The sequence below is a fragment of the Ureibacillus sp. MALMAid1270 genome (genome assembly GCF_049202975.1).
Taxonomy (GTDB): Bacteria; Bacillota; Bacilli; order Bacillales_A; family Planococcaceae; genus Ureibacillus.
In genome coordinates this window covers 25,117-42,001 of record NZ_JBMIRP010000020.1, presented here as the reverse complement: position 1 = coordinate 42,001, position 16,885 = coordinate 25,117, and the positions used below count along the sequence as shown (strand labels likewise).

Sequence of the window (16,885 nt, the reverse complement as noted above, 5' to 3'; positions counted from 1 at the left end):
CATAGATTGAAAAATTTGCTATTTTTTCAGTGCCCTCGGACAGGTAATCTGTCCCACTCTTTCCGGCATCACAAGTAAAGGAGTACTCAAATGGATATTAATGAAAGAAAAAAGATTGTTGAGGCAATTCAAATAGCGACGATTACTATAAAAATAATGATGAAGCATTGAAACGACTTGAACAATCTTTAGAAGAAGTCGAACTCATACAAAAGGGTTTATTACCTAAAAAATCGGCGAGGGAGTTTTTAGAAGAACTTAGAGCTGAGAAGAAATTGGAGAAAGAGCAAAATGAATAAGGAAATTAATATATATGTGGATGATTTAAGGGATTGCCCAGACGGATTTGTCGTCGCTCGAAGTATGAATGAAGCCATTTATCATTTTGAAAACTCTACTATTAATATCCTTTCACTTGATCATGACCTAGGTTGTGATGACGATGGCCACCTACTCCCTACTGGATACGACTTAGTTAAAATCTTTTGTGAAAGAGGATTTCACGCCAATAAAATCTACATACACACCGATAATCCAGTCGGCCGAGAAAACATGTATCAGACACTTCTCGGTGCTCAGAGACACGGTTTTATTAGTCAGGATATCATGATCTACAATTATCCAATTACTCCAAATAAATATTCAGGATAATTGGGACACTTTTACTGTCCCCAATGTCCCATCTTCCGAACTAAATTCCCCTCCTCCGAAAAAAAGATTTGTAGATTTCGATACAAATCTTTATAATTTATTGATAGTTACACATATGTCACTTTAGTTAAATGAACTTTTTAACCGCAAGTGACCATAAAGAAAAAGAGGAGATGAAAGAATGAGTAAACAATCGTCGAGTTCGACTTGGGCGATTACGTTGTTCTGTATTGGGGTTTTCATGGCAGCGCTGGATAATGGAATCATTAGTGCTGCATTAACGACGATTAATAGCTCGTTCGACGTGTCAGCCAACTGGGGAGCTTGGGGTGTCACAATCTACACACTCGGCTTAGCCATTAGTATCCCGATTGTTGGTAAAATTTCAGATCGTTATGGTCGAAGAAAATTATTTTTAGTGGAAATTGCTTTATTTGGTTTGGGTTCACTTCTTGTTGCGCTCAGCCCGAGCTTTGAATTTTATTTAATTTCTCGATTCATCCAGGCAATGGGTGGCGGTGGTATTTTCATTATCGGAAGTTCCCATGTATTAAGTACCTTCCCCGTTGAAAAACAAGGAAAAGCGCTTGGGATGTTGGGGGGAATGAATGGAATCGGTGCCATTCTAGGTCCAAACCTTGGTAGTATGATTTTAGACTTAACTGGAAATTGGCATTATTTATTCTTTATTAATGTGCCGATTGCCATCGTCTTAGTTGTTTTAGGGTACTTTAAAATCCAAGAAACGAAAGAACCTTCTGTTGGAAAACTCGATTTTATCGGAACGATTCTTCTATCGTTAGCTGTTCTAAGTATTATGTACGGTTTAACGAATATTGAAGGGGTTTCATTGATCGACAGTTTGTTAACTGTTGATGTATATGGGTTCTTACTTGCAGGGATTATTTTATTTGCTTTGTTAATTTTCTATAATCGCTCTTTAGAAAAACGTAATGGCGATCCGATCTTACCAGTTGGTTTATTGGTACGTCCTACGTATTTACTGACTTTACTTGTTGGAGCGTTATCAGGGGCATTGCTTGCAGGTATGATCTATATGCCTTCATTCTCAGAGCAAGTTCTCGGTGTTGCAGCTAAAAATTCAGGGTATTGGATGACGCCACTTGCATTAGCATCAGGTATCGGGGCAGGTTTGGGTGGAGCTCTTGTTGATAAAAAAGGGCCTGTTTTAGCCGTATTTTTATCCGGATTAATTACCGCGATCGGCTTTGTTTTATTCCCTACTTGGATTGATGTGGAATGGCAATTTGTCTTCTCTTCATGTATCGCTGGTCTTGGAATGGGGATTCTTTTAGGGGCACCGTTGAACATTTTAGCGACAGAACGTCTTGAAAATAATAAAGGATCAGCACTCGCAGGACTTTCCCTTGCTCGCCAAATTGGGATGACGATTGCTCCAACGATTTATGCTGGATTTATCGTCCGTGGATTTAATCAAATTCCTGACCTTTTCAAAAGTGATTTCGGAACGATTTTAAAAGATAATATGGAGGCTGCTGATTTAAGTCCGGAAGCAATGCAGGAGTTTCAACAGGTGGTTAGCACCGTTTCTGCAGATGCTTCCTCTGGATCTACTGATTACTCAAATCTAGTGAATCAAATTCAAGATCCGACGTTAAAAGATGTCATCCAATCTTCCGTCGACCAAATTACACACATCGCCGCGCAAGATGGATATGGAGGATTATTCTACTCCACAGTAGTCATTGCGGTGTTGGTTCTTGTGTTAGCGATTATTCTAAAACCGATTCGCAAGAAAAGCTTGCGGGACATTGTGTGATGGGATTGGGACATCGGGGACATCAGGGACAGTAAAAGTGTCCCAGTTGCCCTTGGGACATTGGGGACAGTAATTCTGTCCCAGTCACTCCTGGGACATCGGGGACAGTAAATCTGTCCCACTTCCTTTAATTATAATAAAACACCTTCGACAAGTTCATAGTCGAAGGTGTTTTTGCATTACATGGGACAACTTGGATCACTCCCACTTTTCCAACAAGTAAATCTACCAATCCATTTTTATTAACTTAGATATCCCAGTAATCTTCTCCCTCTCAAATAGGAAAATAGTGTTCTACATATTTTATACAATTGGTATAATAGATGGGATTTTATTATGCGAACATACGTGCTATAATTTGTCTATAGTAGTCTGGGATTCAAGGGTTGTTGCCACACTCCTCTATTGGATTGGGGGTGATGCCTATGACAATATATGAAGCGTTAATGTTTACAGTTGCGTTTGCAGCATTGGTTATTTCGCTTTTAGATCATAAAAAATAACCCATCCTTGAGTTGGAGCCTCAGATGGGTTAGTCCTATCATGTAGCCAACCCCTATAGGGACCGACTATTATATCATTGACTACTTGATGTTGCCGCATCAGGTAGTCTTTTTTAAATTATGCTTTCACTTACTATATTATACAAAATATTCATGCTTTCAACAAGGGAGGCATGGGATTGTGGGACATTGGGGTAGGTTTTCTGTCCCAGCCTTCACCCGCTGCTTCAAAATCGATCTATTATTTCACTATAAATATCCAATTTAATTAATAAAATATTGAGTTGAATCAATTTCATAATTAAGTTTTTGACCATAAAATACGAACGAATTATATTTGAGGTTATTTAAAGTACGACTTTTGCTCTTGTTTTTACATTTACAAGGGTGTAAATTAAATAATTATTCGGATTTATAGCTCGGATTTTGATTTATGAAATTGATTCAGTTATTAAAAGAATTGTTATTTTAAAACGACGGTTAAGTTTTTTGTCAACTAAGTTTACTTAAATTAGCGTAAGTATTATATGAAAATCGATTCTCCCAATCAAATAATCTTAGATTAATGAAACATTAACCTTTAAACTTTTGCTTCTATCAATGCTTCAATTAGAAAGTGGGACACTTTTACTGTCCCACTTTTTTAAGTGCTCAAATTTCAAATCTTTTTTCCGCTTTTATTGCTCTCGCTAAATCAAATATTAGCAACACAAAGCCTGCAGCAGATATCGCCATACTAACTAGGAAGCCGATTAGCCAAACTTCAAAAGTCATTCCAAAGTCGAAAAACATAAAAATTGAAGTTAATATTATTCCGATGAATAAAAATAGTAATCCTAATTTTTTCAATGGTGTAACTCCTCTTGCTGATTTATTATCCTTACACATTTCTTGTATCTACAATTATGATAAGGTTAATCTTAACTTTAGCTCAAATGAAAAGTAAGCGTTACCCAGCATCTCTATATTAAATATGGAGGGTTTCTTTATTTTATTCTCTTTGGTAATCTAGAAAGCCCTTCATTCACTGAACTTACAAAATAATCGACCTTACTCTTTTCTAAAATTGATATTTCAAAATGGACGAGTTGCCCTGCATTATTCACTACGATCATTTTGCTAGTAAAACTGTTAAATAAAACACTAAGCTAATCGCAAAGCAAATAAATGTGATCAATTGGTAGCCCAAGTTGAGTGTTATGATAAGAAATAAAAATCCAAATATAAATTTGCTTAAGTGAAATTTTGTTGAGACAGCTACACTTGCTATATTTTGCAAAGGATAGGATATTTCATCTTTGCCCAGAGGAAATAATTCCAGCACTGTATTCGGTTTCGTGCTAATAATTCTTTTATTTGTTAGCGAAAAATCCTTTTTAACCAGGCTAGTAGAAGATTAGTTGTCAATTTCACAGAGTTGAGTAGTTCTTCGTCTTTTGAAAGTTTAATATTCATTTGCACATTCCCCTCAAGCAACTTGGTCTTTCCTTACATCTGTAACCAATTCACCGAGAAATTATTACTTTGAAATAACATTTTCTTCATAACATTTCATTTTGGGGAGTTTCATTTTGGCAATAAATAATCGGAACCTAGTAATAAATTTCATATCACTCCCAAATTAATTAAATGGCCCCCCTGCACGATTTCGCTGGGACAGATTTACTGTCCCCAATGTCCCTATTGAACATGCATAATAGTGTTCTCCTCATTCATTAGCGTATCCAACTTTATTTCCTTGCAAAATAAGGCCCGCACCAGTCCGTTTCGTGCGTCATGACAAATGTCCAATTAAATTGTTTGTCGGTTATGTAAAGGTCTGTTCCGATTTCACTAGCCAAGTCTTCTGTATTCAGCGTTGTGGCATTCTCAAGTAGTAGTGCCTCATCTGAGTGTTGAAAAAAGATAAAGCATTCCTTTTTCAGTTCGTTGTTGAACGCTTCTTCAGCCTGTTCCCTTTCGACACAATCCTTCTTCTGAAAGCTAAATAGATGCCATAAGTATCCACACATTCCCTCATGATCATGCAAATAAATCTTCTTTCGCTCTACGGTACTCAAATGGGGGGCGAATTGATTTTCCCACTCTTTTCGTAAGTAGGGTCCCCACTTTGGAATTTCAGTTACTTTTATGTTCTTACTTTTTAGTTTATCTATTAAATTCATGAACTAGCCTCCTTTCCTACGCAATTCTTGCCTGTGCCTGGGACAGATTTACTGTCCCCAATGTCCCACAGACATCCTGGGACACTTTTACTGTCCCCAATGTCCCTCCAATAGAACATCCTTCAACTCCATCAAATCATTAATGACAAAATCCGCTTGAGCCAGTTCTTCTTCCCGAGCGAAATCGAATCGACATCCGATCGCAACCAAGCCATTATCTTTTGCTGCTTTGATATCAGATAATCGGTCCCCTACTACTGCACCGGAAGTAACACTATATTTATCGATAACACTTCGAACTAAATCTGATTTATTCATCGAATTAATTTGCTGAATACTAAAGGTTTCCGTGACCCATTCATCCAAATGATAAAAATTTACAATCGCTCGTAAATAGTCTACTAACCCATTACTTGCAATATAGATCGACCAATTATTTTCATTCAAATAGCTGAAAACTTCCTTTACATTCGGATATAGATCTCCATTTCCACTTCGAATGTTTTCAACTAATCGTTCCTGGAAATAAACATCCGCTTGTTCTCTAACCTCACTCGAATGCTGTGGTAACAATGTTTCCCAGACTACCGGTAAAGGAACACCCATAATTTCACGGTACTTTTCGATCGGAGTTTCCTTATCCCATTGCCCCAGTGATCTTAATTGGCGGAAGGTTTCATCAAGGGATTGTTCTAATATCGTATCTGTTTGAAAAAGTGTTCCATCCATATCAAAGATGATTGCCTTAGACATCGTTGCACCTCCTGATTTAATTCCATAACCTTGCTGTAGTTACTTGTCCCGATTCAATTGTCAGGAGATAAACGTCTGGATTGCTTAAGCTTTTCCAGCTTTCAAAACCAAAGTCATTATTAAAATACTTTAATAGCAACGAAAGTAGATTGCCATGTGACACCAAAACTGTATTCTGAATCTCGCTAGTCTGAACTTCTTCAACCAGCTCAACAATGCGAGTCATCGCTTCTCGGCTAGATTCTCCACCTTCAAACTTAACATCCAAGTTATCAAAAGTAGATTTCAATTTTTCTAGCCAATCCTGCATATTTTCCGTACTCAAAACTCGCTCTGCTAATCTACTATCCTGTTCAATCTCGATTCCTAATTTCGTTGCAAGTGGATGAATTGTATCAACCGCACGTTTAAACGGACTCGAAATTATCCGGTCGATTTGAACATTCGCGAAAAAATTCGTTAGCTCCACTGCCTGCTTTTCACCTTCTTCTGTAAGCCGCGCTTCAGGTGGCTGTCCTTCCGCAGAGCAATGTCTAATTATGTATATTTTCATTAATAACTCTCCTAAATGAGGGACATTGGGGACAGTCTTTCTGTCCCATTTTGATTTTACCCACTACTTTGGGACACTTTTACTGTCCCCAATGTCCCTATCTTGTTTTATTTATCATCTTTATGATTGTTAGTGCCAATTCTATTATTTACTGTGATATTAATGTTGATGAATCTTGGTAGTAGAATTGCAAGAATGAACAGAAAAGTACTGAGCTTTTTAAATTTAGTCATGAAATCCTCCTTTTAACAGTTAATATCACACAAACTACGCCTCTATTACACTTTCTCTTTCTATTTGTGATTTCCCTTTAAATAAAATATTTCAGTGAAATAATAAAAAGACCACCCTTAAAGTAAGTCGATTCTTTGTTTAGCTGATCCAAAGCAATTCTCGCATCTTTCAGTATCCTTATGAATTTGAAAAGATAAAAGAATCTTTATGTATAGCAAAAAGCCTAAGAATCTTAATAATTATTTATTTGTTGGTAAATATTTTCGACTACATTTTTTGGGGAAACGCACAGTTATCATTCCAATTTTTGAGTAATGTATTACTAACGGAAATCAAAAGGAGGTAATGAGCATGGGTGGCTATCAACAAGGAAGTTATGGAAAAGATAACAACAATTTTGCTTTAATCGTAGTTCTATTCATCTTATTAATCATTGTTGGGACTGCATTTATGAAAGATCACTACTAATCCTTTAGCATATGGATACATCAAAATCATAAACTCATATTGATGGATTCCTTTAAGTATTTAAGAGTCCCTAATTTTGCCCATTCCAGAGCCTCTTACTAAAGTTTAAAAACAGCTTAGTTTTTATTCCCTAAGCTGTTTTGTCATTTTTATGAGGTTTTCCCTCTTATGATTACTCTAATTAAAATAACACTTCTGATTTTGCAGATCAGATCGGTTATTCCTACCATATGGGCACACTCTTGAAGAGATTGTTTTTTGGCGTTATCGGTACATATTCGCCATTTCAGAATTCTTCAACAGAGTTGGGATAATTCCCCTGTCCCCATTGTCCTTGCAATTGTGCTGGGACACTTTTACTGTCCCCAATGTCCCACTCCCAATGTCCCAATGCAACTCCGCTGGGACACTTTTACTGTCCCCAATGTCCCTAGCCGTACATATTAGGTACGATTTCTTTTGGGATTGGGTTGATGTAGTTGCCTTTTGTTTGTTTTTGTAGTTCGGCTTTGGCTTGGTCGATTATTTCTGGATTTTGTAAAAGTTCGACTGCCGTTAAAGCTAAGACTTTACTTGCATAGAGCATCCCTTTATGCGCAAGTCCTGTTTTCCCTTGGGATACAAGCTGCCACGTATGAAGTGGTGTCCCTAACACGAAACATGTTGTAAAGAATTGCGAAGTTGGCACTACCCAACTTACATCCGCCACGTCTGTAGAACCTGACATTGTTTGAGTAGACTTTTGATAAGGAACTACTTCAGAATAGAAGACATTTTCTTCTTGATCTATATCATCCACCGGGCTATCTGGATTAATCATTTTAATCTCATTTAAAGCACTTGTGTATTCCGATGGGCTGATTGTTTTATTCATCTTCTTCGCATATTCCAGTTCTTCCTCATTGTATTGAGGTAATCCAACTAATTGAAGTTTATCGTAAATTATTTTGTTAATTGTATGGTTTGGAATATAGTTCGAACATGCTTTATCAAACTTAACTTTCACCTTAGTTTCCGTCATCAATGCAGCACCTTCAGCAATTTTCACCACACGCTTATAGATGTCATCTACTTCTTTAATTGTATTGGCACGAATTAAATATAAAACCTCGGCCTCAGCTTGCACGACATTCGGAGATTTTCCTCCTGTATTTGTCAATGCATAGTGCACTCTTGCACTAGTAGGAATGTGCTCGCGTAAGTAGTTCACACCAACATTCATTAACTCAACTGCATCTAATGCGCTTCTTCCTAAGTGCGGTGAATTCGCCGCGTGTGCAGCAACCCCTTCAAACTCAAAATATACTTGATAGTTTGCTAGGGAAGAAAAATTAAATACGCTTGTAAATGAATTCGGGTGCCACGTTAATGCAACGTCCACATCATTAAATACGCCTTCACGAACCATAAACGTTTTACCAGAACCGCCCTCTTCAGCCGGACAGCCGTAGTAATGAATTCTACCTTTGACTTCACCTTTGTCGATCAATTCTTTCAGATGAACAATAGCTCCAACTCCAGCTGTTCCTAGTAAATTATGACCGCATCCGTGTCCATTTCCACCATTCACAAGTGGTTCACGGACATCGCTACCAGCTTTCTGGCTCAATCCAGGAAGTGCATCGTATTCTCCTAAGATACCAATGACCGGACCTTCATTGCCGTATTTCGCTACAAAAGCAGTTTCAATGCCGCCAATGCCTGTTTCTACTTCAAATCCATTGTTTCTAAAGTAAGTTGTTAATATTCTTACAGATTCAAACTCTTTAAATCGCGTTTCGGGAATTTCCCAAATTTGATCTGCTAATTGAATAATCTCTTTTTCAAATTGATCATAACTATTTTCCACTCGTTCCAGTTGACTAACCATTTTCTTTCATCTCCTCATTTAAGTGAAACTTCAATCAATAGGAATCTAGCCCCACTAAAAGAACGAATCAGGGAGTTAGCATCCGCTAACTCCCCCTAAACATTATTATTTCTCATGTTTTATATTAGGTGTTTTACGGACGATTCACACCGGGGTAAATACTAAAGGGTAAGTTTAGCCAGATTTCAATAGCCGAAAGCATATCCTCTTCATCAATATCAAACTCTTCATGGTGATGTCCTGCGGCTAACTCAGTACCGATAATTGAGTAGCATGCTAGACCACCTTGTTGTTGAACATGTTTCATGATAAATGTTACATCCTCGGAACCCGCTTTGAAATCTCTATACTCTATTACTTCATTAATAGATGATTGAGATTTAGCAACTTCCTTTATTACTTTTGCTAACTGAAGATCTGATGGGACATTAATAGCGTATCCGACTTTATTCAGCTCAACTTCTACATCATACATTGCTTCAATACCTTTGAATATTTGCTCCACTTTTGTTTCGTAAAAAGCGTTAATATCCGTATTTTCAGCACGAATTTCAAATTGCATTTTTGCTAACGAAGGAATAATATTTCTTCCGTTACCAGCCTCTAACGTCCCAACATTTACACGGAACATCCCTTCACTATGTGGAGGTAGACTATGTAATGCAAGAGCTGCTTGTGCACTTGCTAACAGTGCATTTTTACCCTTTTCAGCAAAAATACCTGAATGAGCTGCAACACCTTTAATTGTAACATCATATTTAGATGTTGCTAGAAAACCATCCACTCCCGCAACAAATGTGCCTTTTGGAATGCCTGTTCCAATGTGAAGTGCAAACAAGTAATCTATCTTTTCTAATAGAGGCGAGGAAACAATCGCATTTCCTCCTCGCACCCCTTCTTCAGCTGGTTGGAAAATCAAAATAATTTTCCCACATAGCTGATCTTTTCTTTTCATTAATTGCTCAGCTAATCCAAGACCGATCGTTGCGTGACTATCATGGCCACATGCATGCATGAAACCTTCATTTTGCGAACGGAATCCAAGTTTTTGAGGCACATGGTGTTTTGCATCAGACTCTAAGATTGGCAACGCATCTATATCTACACGATAGGCAATTGTAGGTCCTTCAACACCTGTTTCAAGAACTCCAATTACGCCTGTTTTTCCAGCTTCCATTTTTTCTAACCATTTTGTCTGGATATTGCTTTCTAATGCTTTATTATAGAACAGATTTGCTTGCGCTTGACTTGGCACGCCTAGGGATTTTCCTAAAATAATTTCTTTCCCTACATAAACGTCATATCCCCAATTTTCAAGCTTGTCCGCTATAATTGCAGATGTACGGAATTCTAACCAACCTGGTTCTGGATGACGATGAAAGTCCCTTCTCCATTCTGTTAAAACTTCCAAGTAATCTTTTTCTAGTTTAATAAAGTCCATTAATGACATCTCCCTAGTTCATGAAGTAGAAAACACCTGGGCCAATCGGAATATTGAAGAATACGAACACTAGCATTAATAGAATCCATGCAATTAAAAATACAATTGTGTAAGGAATCATAAGTGACATCAATGTTCCAATACCCGCTTTTTTGTTATAGAGTAACATAAACCCTAGTATAATGGCAAAATATGGATTCAACGGCGTTACCATGTTTGTAGAAGACTCCCCAACACGATATGCTAATTGAACAAATGCTGGATGATAATCTAATAAGTAGAACGTTGGTACGAAAATTGGTGCAACAAGAGACCATAGTGCAGAACCACTAATGATAAATAAACTTAGGATTGCTACAAGTAGAATAAATAATACGATCGCAAAGATATTTGTTAAATTAATAGCATGTAAAAGTGCTGCTAAATTAACAGCCATCCAAGTAGCAATGTTTGTCCAGTTAAAGTAACCAATAAATTGACCGATGATAAAAATTAATACAATATAGCTAGATAGATCTTTAATCGCTTCAGCCATAATTTGTGGAACATCAGCAGCTTTTTTAATTTCTTTAACTGTCACTCCGTAAGTAATACCTGTTGTTAAAAAGAATCCGAATAGTAACGGTACAATTCCTGATAAGAACGGTGAACGTAAGATTGTTCCATCATCATTTAGTAATGGTGAATTTGGAATTACCAATAAAACAACGATTGCTGCAATATATAGTAGAGCTGCAATACCTGTATTTCGTAAAGCACGGTTTTCTAAAGGTGATAAGTCATGTAAATCTGCTTTCTTGTCCCCAGTGTAAGTTCCTAAACGTGGTTCAACAATTTTATCCGTAATGAACGCACCTAAAAATGCTAATAAAAATGTCGAAGCACTCATAAAGAACCAGTTATCTAATGGAGATACTGTAATTGCTGGATCAATTGTTTTCATTACTTCAGTTGAAATCCCAGAAAGTAATGCATCCGTACCTGCAATCAAAATATTCGCTGTAAAACCAATACCAGCCCCAGCAAGACCCGCAGCTAAACCTGCAAGTGGATGTCTTCCTAAAGATAAGAATACTAATGCAGCTAAAGGTGGGATAACAACGAATGCCGCATCAGAAGCTATATTCCCTAAGATCCCGATGAAAACTACCATAAATGATACAATTCGTTTTGGTGTTTTCGTAATTGCTTTTGTCATTAATGAAGAGAATAATCCTACTCTCTCAGATAAACCAATTCCAAGCATCATCGTTAACACTAAACCTAATGGCGCGAAACCTGTAAAGTTTGTTAACGTATTGCCTAATATATAGCGAATGCCTTCTTTAGAAAGCAAATTATTTACTGTTACTGTTTCACCTGTATTAGGATGAACTACAGAAGCATTCAGTGACCCTAATATAACTGATATAACAATCAAGATTATTGTAAGATAAAGGAATAGCATAAATGGGTGCGGTAATTTATTACCAACTTTTTCAACAGTATTCAGAAACTTATTGAATGCACCGTTATTTTCTTTTTGAGCAGTATCTAGTTGTTGTGTTTTCACAATTTAATATCCCCCTTACTTATTATTAGACATTTTATTACAATGTCTTAAAATGAATGTTATAATATTTAGAATATTGATACAATGAGACTTTAGGAGTGTTTTGGATGTATAATATATGTGTCTTTTCGACTAAATTTTCGTATCGATGGATAAGAAAATGCGAAAACCTTCAGTTCGATAACATTAAAATACACTTACTTTTATATGATGATTTAAATCATTTAGAGCAATTGTTTTTGGAAAATATCAAAAGAATGGATGGCTATATATTCAGTGCCCAAATTCCTTTTTTACATATACAAAGACATCTAAGTGAATATTTGACGGAGATTCCATGTACATTTTTCGATATTACTGCCCAGGATTTTTATTTTAAATTAGCTGAAATTCACTATAAATATCCGGATTTTTCTATCAAGCATTCTATGATTGATTTTCTTTATGAAGAAAATGATTATTTAAATTTAAAAGAAATCATATCACCTGATGACTTTCCTTTTATTCTTGATAATAGTATCCAAATTTTTGGACAACCGAATGCTTATGAACTTATTTACGAGGCACATGCAAAATTATGGAGAGAAAAAAGGATTCGATTCTCCCTCACTCGTTTGTCGAGTTTATATACGTTTTTTGAAGACGAGCATATAATACCAATTGTTGTAAATCCTACTTTAGATAGTATGAAGGCGACAATTTTAGAATTAGTGCATGGAATTGAATTAGAAGACTTAACGAATAATCAAGTTGTTGCTGGCTATCTTGAGTTTTCAATACCTCAAAATGATCCGACTGAAATCGAATATAGACAAATCGCTCTTTATAAATCCATACTCGATTTTAATCGTAAACACGGGACAGCTTTAATTACATCTAGGAATGCGATCCACTATGAGTTGATAACAAATTATAGTGAGTTCTCAATGATTACAAATAACCAAGAAATCTGTTCATTAGCGAAATTTTTAAAGGAGAATCTAACTTTTAAGGTGAAGATTGGTTGGGGTATCGGCAAAACATTACAGGAAGCAAGGATTCAAGCGGAGAAAGCTTCAACTTATTGTACGGGGTCCATAACGGAATCTTATATTTTAACAAAAGAAAATGAGCTGCTTGGACCATTAGATGGCCATTCTTCTGTTTCAATTGGTACTTTTGATAATGATAAATTAGAAGAAATCGCAAATGATACAAATATTTCATTACTCCATTTACAAAAAATATATGGTTTAATTTACAAACATAAAAAAAACGCGATTACAGCTGATGAACTAAGCGTACATCTTACAGTTACAGTACGTACAGCAAGTAGAATTTTAAATCGCCTTGAGGAATGCAACTACGCCTCCTCCACAAAAAGCAAAACAACCCAATCAAAAGGCCGCCCACAGAAGTTATATGAACTGAATTTCTAGTGGGACGTTGGGGACAGGCTTTCTGTCCCAGTTTTGTTTTGGGACACTGGGGACAGGCTTTCTGTCCCAGGTTTGTTTTGGGACACTGGGGACAGTCTTTCTGTCCCAGTTCGATTATCTGGGACACTGGGGACAGGCTTTCTGTCCCAGGTTTGTTTTGGGACACTGGGGACAGTCTTTCTGTCCCAGTTCGATTATCTGGGACACTGGGGACAGGCATTCTGTCCCAGGTTTGTTTTGGGACACTGGGGACAGTCTTTCTGTCCCAGTTCGATTATCGCCAAATGACTGGGACACTTTTACTGTCCCCAATGTCCCTATTAACAAAGAAAAAGAGCAGCAAGTTCGCTGCTCTTTTTTATATTTTATTTAAAATACCAAATTGAGTATTTCTTCGATTGTCTCAAGGTTCTCGTCTATTTCTAATTTACCGCACAAACTATTATGCACTTTCAAAAACTCAGGAATGATGTTTTTTACCACTTGAAGAATTTCGTGACTGTCTCTACTACTGCACCATTGTTCCAAGAGATTTAGTTGCTCTTCTGTCAACTTACTCTTGTTACCTTCTAATTTAGCCCAGTCCCCAAATGTATTGGGTTGTAAACCTGCATCCATATACCAACCAGTTGTTATCGATAACCGTATATTATCAAGGCAACGTAAAGCATAGTATATTTCATTCCTCATTACTCTTCTGTATATTTCATGTACATATGCAAAAAACTTTGTTCTCCAAAATTCCAATTCTTCTACACTTGGCGAATAAGTAAGGGTTGCTGATTTTTCTAAAACATTTTTCAACAGACTGTCAGTATCACGAACAATTTTAATGTTTTGCAGCCAAACAGAAGGTTGAATGTCCTTAACTCTGTAATAAAATGTATCTACTTTAACAAAAGTATCGTAATGAGCAATACTATAAGTTGACCAAGGAAAGTCTTCATAAAACAATACTCTTCCCCAATTGTTAGCTCTTTGTTTTTTGTTTAATCTATATCCTTCAAATACATCATCTTTAACAACAATACGAAGGTCAATATCAGAATATAAATCAGTATTTTCATTCGCCAATGATCCTCCGTAAAAAATACCTAATATGTTTTCATCGACTAATAAATCTTCCTCAATCGCTTTTAATAAATCTTCACGATATTTTGGTAATGCTAAATCCCTATCCCTACGATTAGTTTCTAATCCCACACATCCCTGTACCAACTCCTTTTTGTTTAAAAAAATTATAACAAAAAATTCCATATACTTATAGTGTGGGTTAAGGCAATCCAGGGACAACAGGGACAGGCTTTCTGTCCCATTTAAATTTTCGTCAATTGACGGGACACTTTTACTGTCCCCAATGTCCCCCCAAAGTCCCACGAAAGACTGGGACACTTTTACTGTCCCCAATGTCCCACTCACTAGCCGCAAGATCCATTCTTTTATATCGACAAGTCGTTGAAATTCTGGACGATCTTCTGTTCCAGCGACTATCAGCGGCACAATTGAATCGACTTTGTGAAGAGATCCATGAGCGCCTCCGCCTGCATGATCTTTGCTATGCTTTTCTACAAATTCATAAGAAGGTTTTGCATCTACAAGTATGACATTCCCCTCCTGGGAATGAAGTGCACCATGCAATCTTGCAAGTGCATCAGGATAATCATTGTAGGTAAGGATTCCTTGTTCATTTATCGCCAAATCTAAGATTGATAAATCCCCATCTACCTACATGCCAGGACTGGTTATACCCATCCTCATACGGACCGTTTGGGGAAAACGTCAATTCCTTATTACTCTCGGGACTAATTACAACATTTTTATCCCCCTCTTTCCAAGCAATAAACCCAACTCGTTCATCCTCTTTTAACTTCTGAATAATCTCTGACCTTTCAACTTTCGTATCATTTACATAAATGTAGGCACTACGTTCATTTATCGCAATTGCCAATTGTGCATTTTCTTTATTCCTTTCCCAAACCGAATACTCATTCAACAGTTCATTCAATTTGATTAATGCAACATTTTTATCTTTATTAACCAACGATTGACCACTGTCGCCATGCACAATCCAAGTTACTTTTTGAATAGCCTCTTCCCAAGATGAAAAACTATTTAATAAATCTTGAAGTGCTTGATCTACTTTCTCTATACCTTTTAAGTCATCTGGACCATTTTTATGCACCAATTTATCTACATCTGGTAGATATGCCAAAGTAAATGCGGGTAATTTATTTTCTTTTAATAAAAAAGTTAGCTCGTTTACAGTAAATTGATTATTCACACCCATTCGTTTCCAAGCAAATTTATGACGGTCATTTTCCGGATTATATTGTGACAAGCTACCAAGTGAAAGTAGCTTTGGTCCATCCACTTCAATCTCTTTAGGTAATAAATTCGCTATTGAAATCAGTTTCGGGACATTCAATTTCTGCTTTTCATTACCACGATACAGTAGACCATTTATCGAAGCAGACGAAAGTCCTAGATTCGCTATCTCTTCATGAATCGTTTGAACATCTTTACTTAAGTGGGATTCATTGAGATGAATAATACTATCACGGGCTACATTCTTCACACCGTTATTCCAAATTTCACGAAGACCACTTCCATAACTGACTATTCGGTTTTCATCTTCCTTAAACCAAATTAACCCTGGAATTTTATGCTGGTCGGCATATGTTCCCGTAATCAAGGTACTATCAATGGTAACGGACATGGTCGGATATGAACTTACTACCTCTGGGTATAATTGTCCGCGCTCTATTAAAAATGAAAATGCAGGTGCTTTTCCTTCTTTCATTATTTGTTGTAGTGGTTCAAACATAAGTGAATCAATTGTAATAAGAATTACTGGCTTTTGGGTCGTGGTAATTGTAACGTCATCAATTTCCTTTGTTGGAGACATTGAAAATGCAAGTACGATTCCAACACATAGAACAATAATTACTATCAAGACTAAGAGAATTTTCCGCTTCATATGGTCATGGTCATCCTTTGTTTCAACTTAATACAGTTAATATGGTTACAATTCTTGGATAAATACTAAATTGGAATTAACAATCGGAACATTACGGAGATTTTGGGGATGTTGGTGGATGGGACGCTAAGCGGAGGTGGGACATTGGGGACAGGCTTTCTGTCCCACTACGTTTTTGAACAAAGAACTGGGACAGATTTACTGTCCCCAATGTCCCTGTCCCCGTCCCTAATCAGTTAAATACATCCCAAGCCCAAGTTTGGACTGGTTCCGGTAACATTTTGTAGAATAGTCCTTCAAATTTTAGGTCTAAGAGTGCAGCAATAATTAGTGCAATGAGTATTAATATGATTAGTAGTTTTTTGTTTTTCAAGGGAATGCCTCCAAAATAGAGTTTTATCAGTCAGTCTTCTTAAAATTTATTTTACATACCTTCTTATTCTACAGGCAAAAAAGCATTTTTGCATTGATGTGTTTTTCCTACGAACCGGGCTACCAA

The 16,885-nt window shown here is 36.7% G+C and carries 13 protein-coding genes and 1 pseudogene; 4 read left to right on the top strand and 10 right to left on the bottom strand.

Annotation, left to right across the window (positions count from 1 at the left end; translation table 11 throughout):
• The first annotated feature begins 291 nt into the window (after positions 1-291).
• Together ACOQFO_RS01640 and ACOQFO_RS01635 are read left to right on the top strand one after the other, a co-directional pair.
• The gene (locus tag ACOQFO_RS01640) at positions 292-651 is read left to right on the top strand and encodes a cyclic-phosphate processing receiver domain-containing protein (protein WP_421687977.1); all 360 of its coding nucleotides are present in this window, start codon (positions 292-294) and stop codon (positions 649-651) included.
• 181 nt (positions 652-832) lie between these two features.
• Positions 833-2,452, top strand: a complete 1,620-nt coding sequence (locus tag ACOQFO_RS01635; RefSeq protein WP_421687976.1) for an MFS transporter — start codon at positions 833-835, stop codon at positions 2,450-2,452.
• 1,154 nt (positions 2,453-3,606) lie between these two features.
• On the opposite strand, the gene ACOQFO_RS01630 is transcribed toward ACOQFO_RS01635, so the two are convergent.
• The 4 genes and pseudogenes from ACOQFO_RS01630 to ACOQFO_RS01615 all read right to left on the bottom strand — a co-directional run bounded on the left by ACOQFO_RS01630 (position 3,607) and on the right by ACOQFO_RS01615 (position 6,426).
• A complete protein-coding gene (locus ACOQFO_RS01630; RefSeq protein ID WP_421687975.1) occupies positions 3,607-3,804 on the bottom strand; it encodes a hypothetical protein in 198 nt (65 codons plus the stop codon).
• Between the two features lie 881 nt (positions 3,805-4,685).
• The gene (locus ACOQFO_RS01625; RefSeq protein ID WP_421687974.1) at positions 4,686-5,120 is read right to left on the bottom strand and encodes a DUF4275 family protein; all 435 of its coding nucleotides are present in this window, start codon (positions 5,118-5,120) and stop codon (positions 4,686-4,688) included.
• Between the two features lie 87 nt (positions 5,121-5,207).
• Positions 5,208-5,867, bottom strand: a pseudogene (locus tag ACOQFO_RS01620) (HAD family hydrolase); the annotation flags it as partial.
• Between the two features lie 22 nt (positions 5,868-5,889).
• Positions 5,890-6,426, bottom strand: a complete 537-nt coding sequence (locus ACOQFO_RS01615) for a histidine phosphatase family protein (protein ID WP_421687973.1) — start codon at positions 6,424-6,426, stop codon at positions 5,890-5,892.
• A 579-nt stretch (positions 6,427-7,005) separates the two neighbouring features.
• On the opposite strand from ACOQFO_RS01615, the gene ACOQFO_RS01610 reads away from it, so the two are divergent.
• Complete coding sequence (locus ACOQFO_RS01610; RefSeq protein ID WP_421687972.1) at positions 7,006-7,128, top strand: YjcZ family sporulation protein; 123 nt, start codon at positions 7,006-7,008, stop codon at positions 7,126-7,128.
• Between the two features lie 430 nt (positions 7,129-7,558).
• Here the strand turns inward: ACOQFO_RS01610 and ACOQFO_RS01605 are convergent, their stop codons facing one another.
• From ACOQFO_RS01605 to ACOQFO_RS01595, 3 genes are all read right to left on the bottom strand, one after another.
• On the bottom strand, positions 7,559-8,998 hold the full coding sequence (locus tag ACOQFO_RS01605) for a M20 family metallopeptidase (protein WP_421687971.1): 1,440 nt from the start codon (positions 8,996-8,998) through the stop codon (positions 7,559-7,561).
• Positions 8,999-9,131: 133 nt separating this feature from the next.
• Positions 9,132-10,439, bottom strand: a complete 1,308-nt coding sequence (locus tag ACOQFO_RS01600; RefSeq protein WP_421687970.1) for an amidohydrolase — start codon at positions 10,437-10,439, stop codon at positions 9,132-9,134.
• A 13-nt stretch (positions 10,440-10,452) separates the two neighbouring features.
• Complete coding sequence (locus ACOQFO_RS01595) at positions 10,453-11,991, bottom strand: AbgT family transporter (protein ID WP_421687969.1); 1,539 nt, start codon at positions 11,989-11,991, stop codon at positions 10,453-10,455.
• A gap of 107 nt (positions 11,992-12,098) precedes the next feature.
• Here ACOQFO_RS01595 and ACOQFO_RS01590 point away from each other — a divergent pair, with 107 nt between their 5' ends.
• Positions 12,099-13,409, top strand: coding sequence for a hypothetical protein (locus ACOQFO_RS01590; protein WP_421687968.1), 1,311 nt, complete (start codon positions 12,099-12,101; stop codon positions 13,407-13,409).
• Between the two features lie 369 nt (positions 13,410-13,778).
• Here the strand turns inward: ACOQFO_RS01590 and ACOQFO_RS01585 are convergent, their stop codons facing one another.
• From ACOQFO_RS01585 to ACOQFO_RS01575, 3 genes are all read right to left on the bottom strand, one after another.
• The gene (locus ACOQFO_RS01585; RefSeq protein ID WP_421687967.1) at positions 13,779-15,107 is read right to left on the bottom strand and encodes an aminoglycoside 6-adenylyltransferase; all 1,329 of its coding nucleotides are present in this window, start codon (positions 15,105-15,107) and stop codon (positions 13,779-13,781) included.
• Complete coding sequence (locus ACOQFO_RS01580; RefSeq protein WP_421687966.1) at positions 15,094-16,386, bottom strand: alkaline phosphatase family protein; 1,293 nt, start codon at positions 16,384-16,386, stop codon at positions 15,094-15,096. Before ACOQFO_RS01580 ends, ACOQFO_RS01585 begins: the two co-directional genes overlap by 14 nt.
• Before the next feature lie 232 nt (positions 16,387-16,618).
• On the bottom strand, positions 16,619-16,759 hold the full coding sequence (locus ACOQFO_RS01575; protein ID WP_421687965.1) for a hypothetical protein: 141 nt from the start codon (positions 16,757-16,759) through the stop codon (positions 16,619-16,621).
• Between the last annotated feature and the right edge of the window lie 126 nt (positions 16,760-16,885).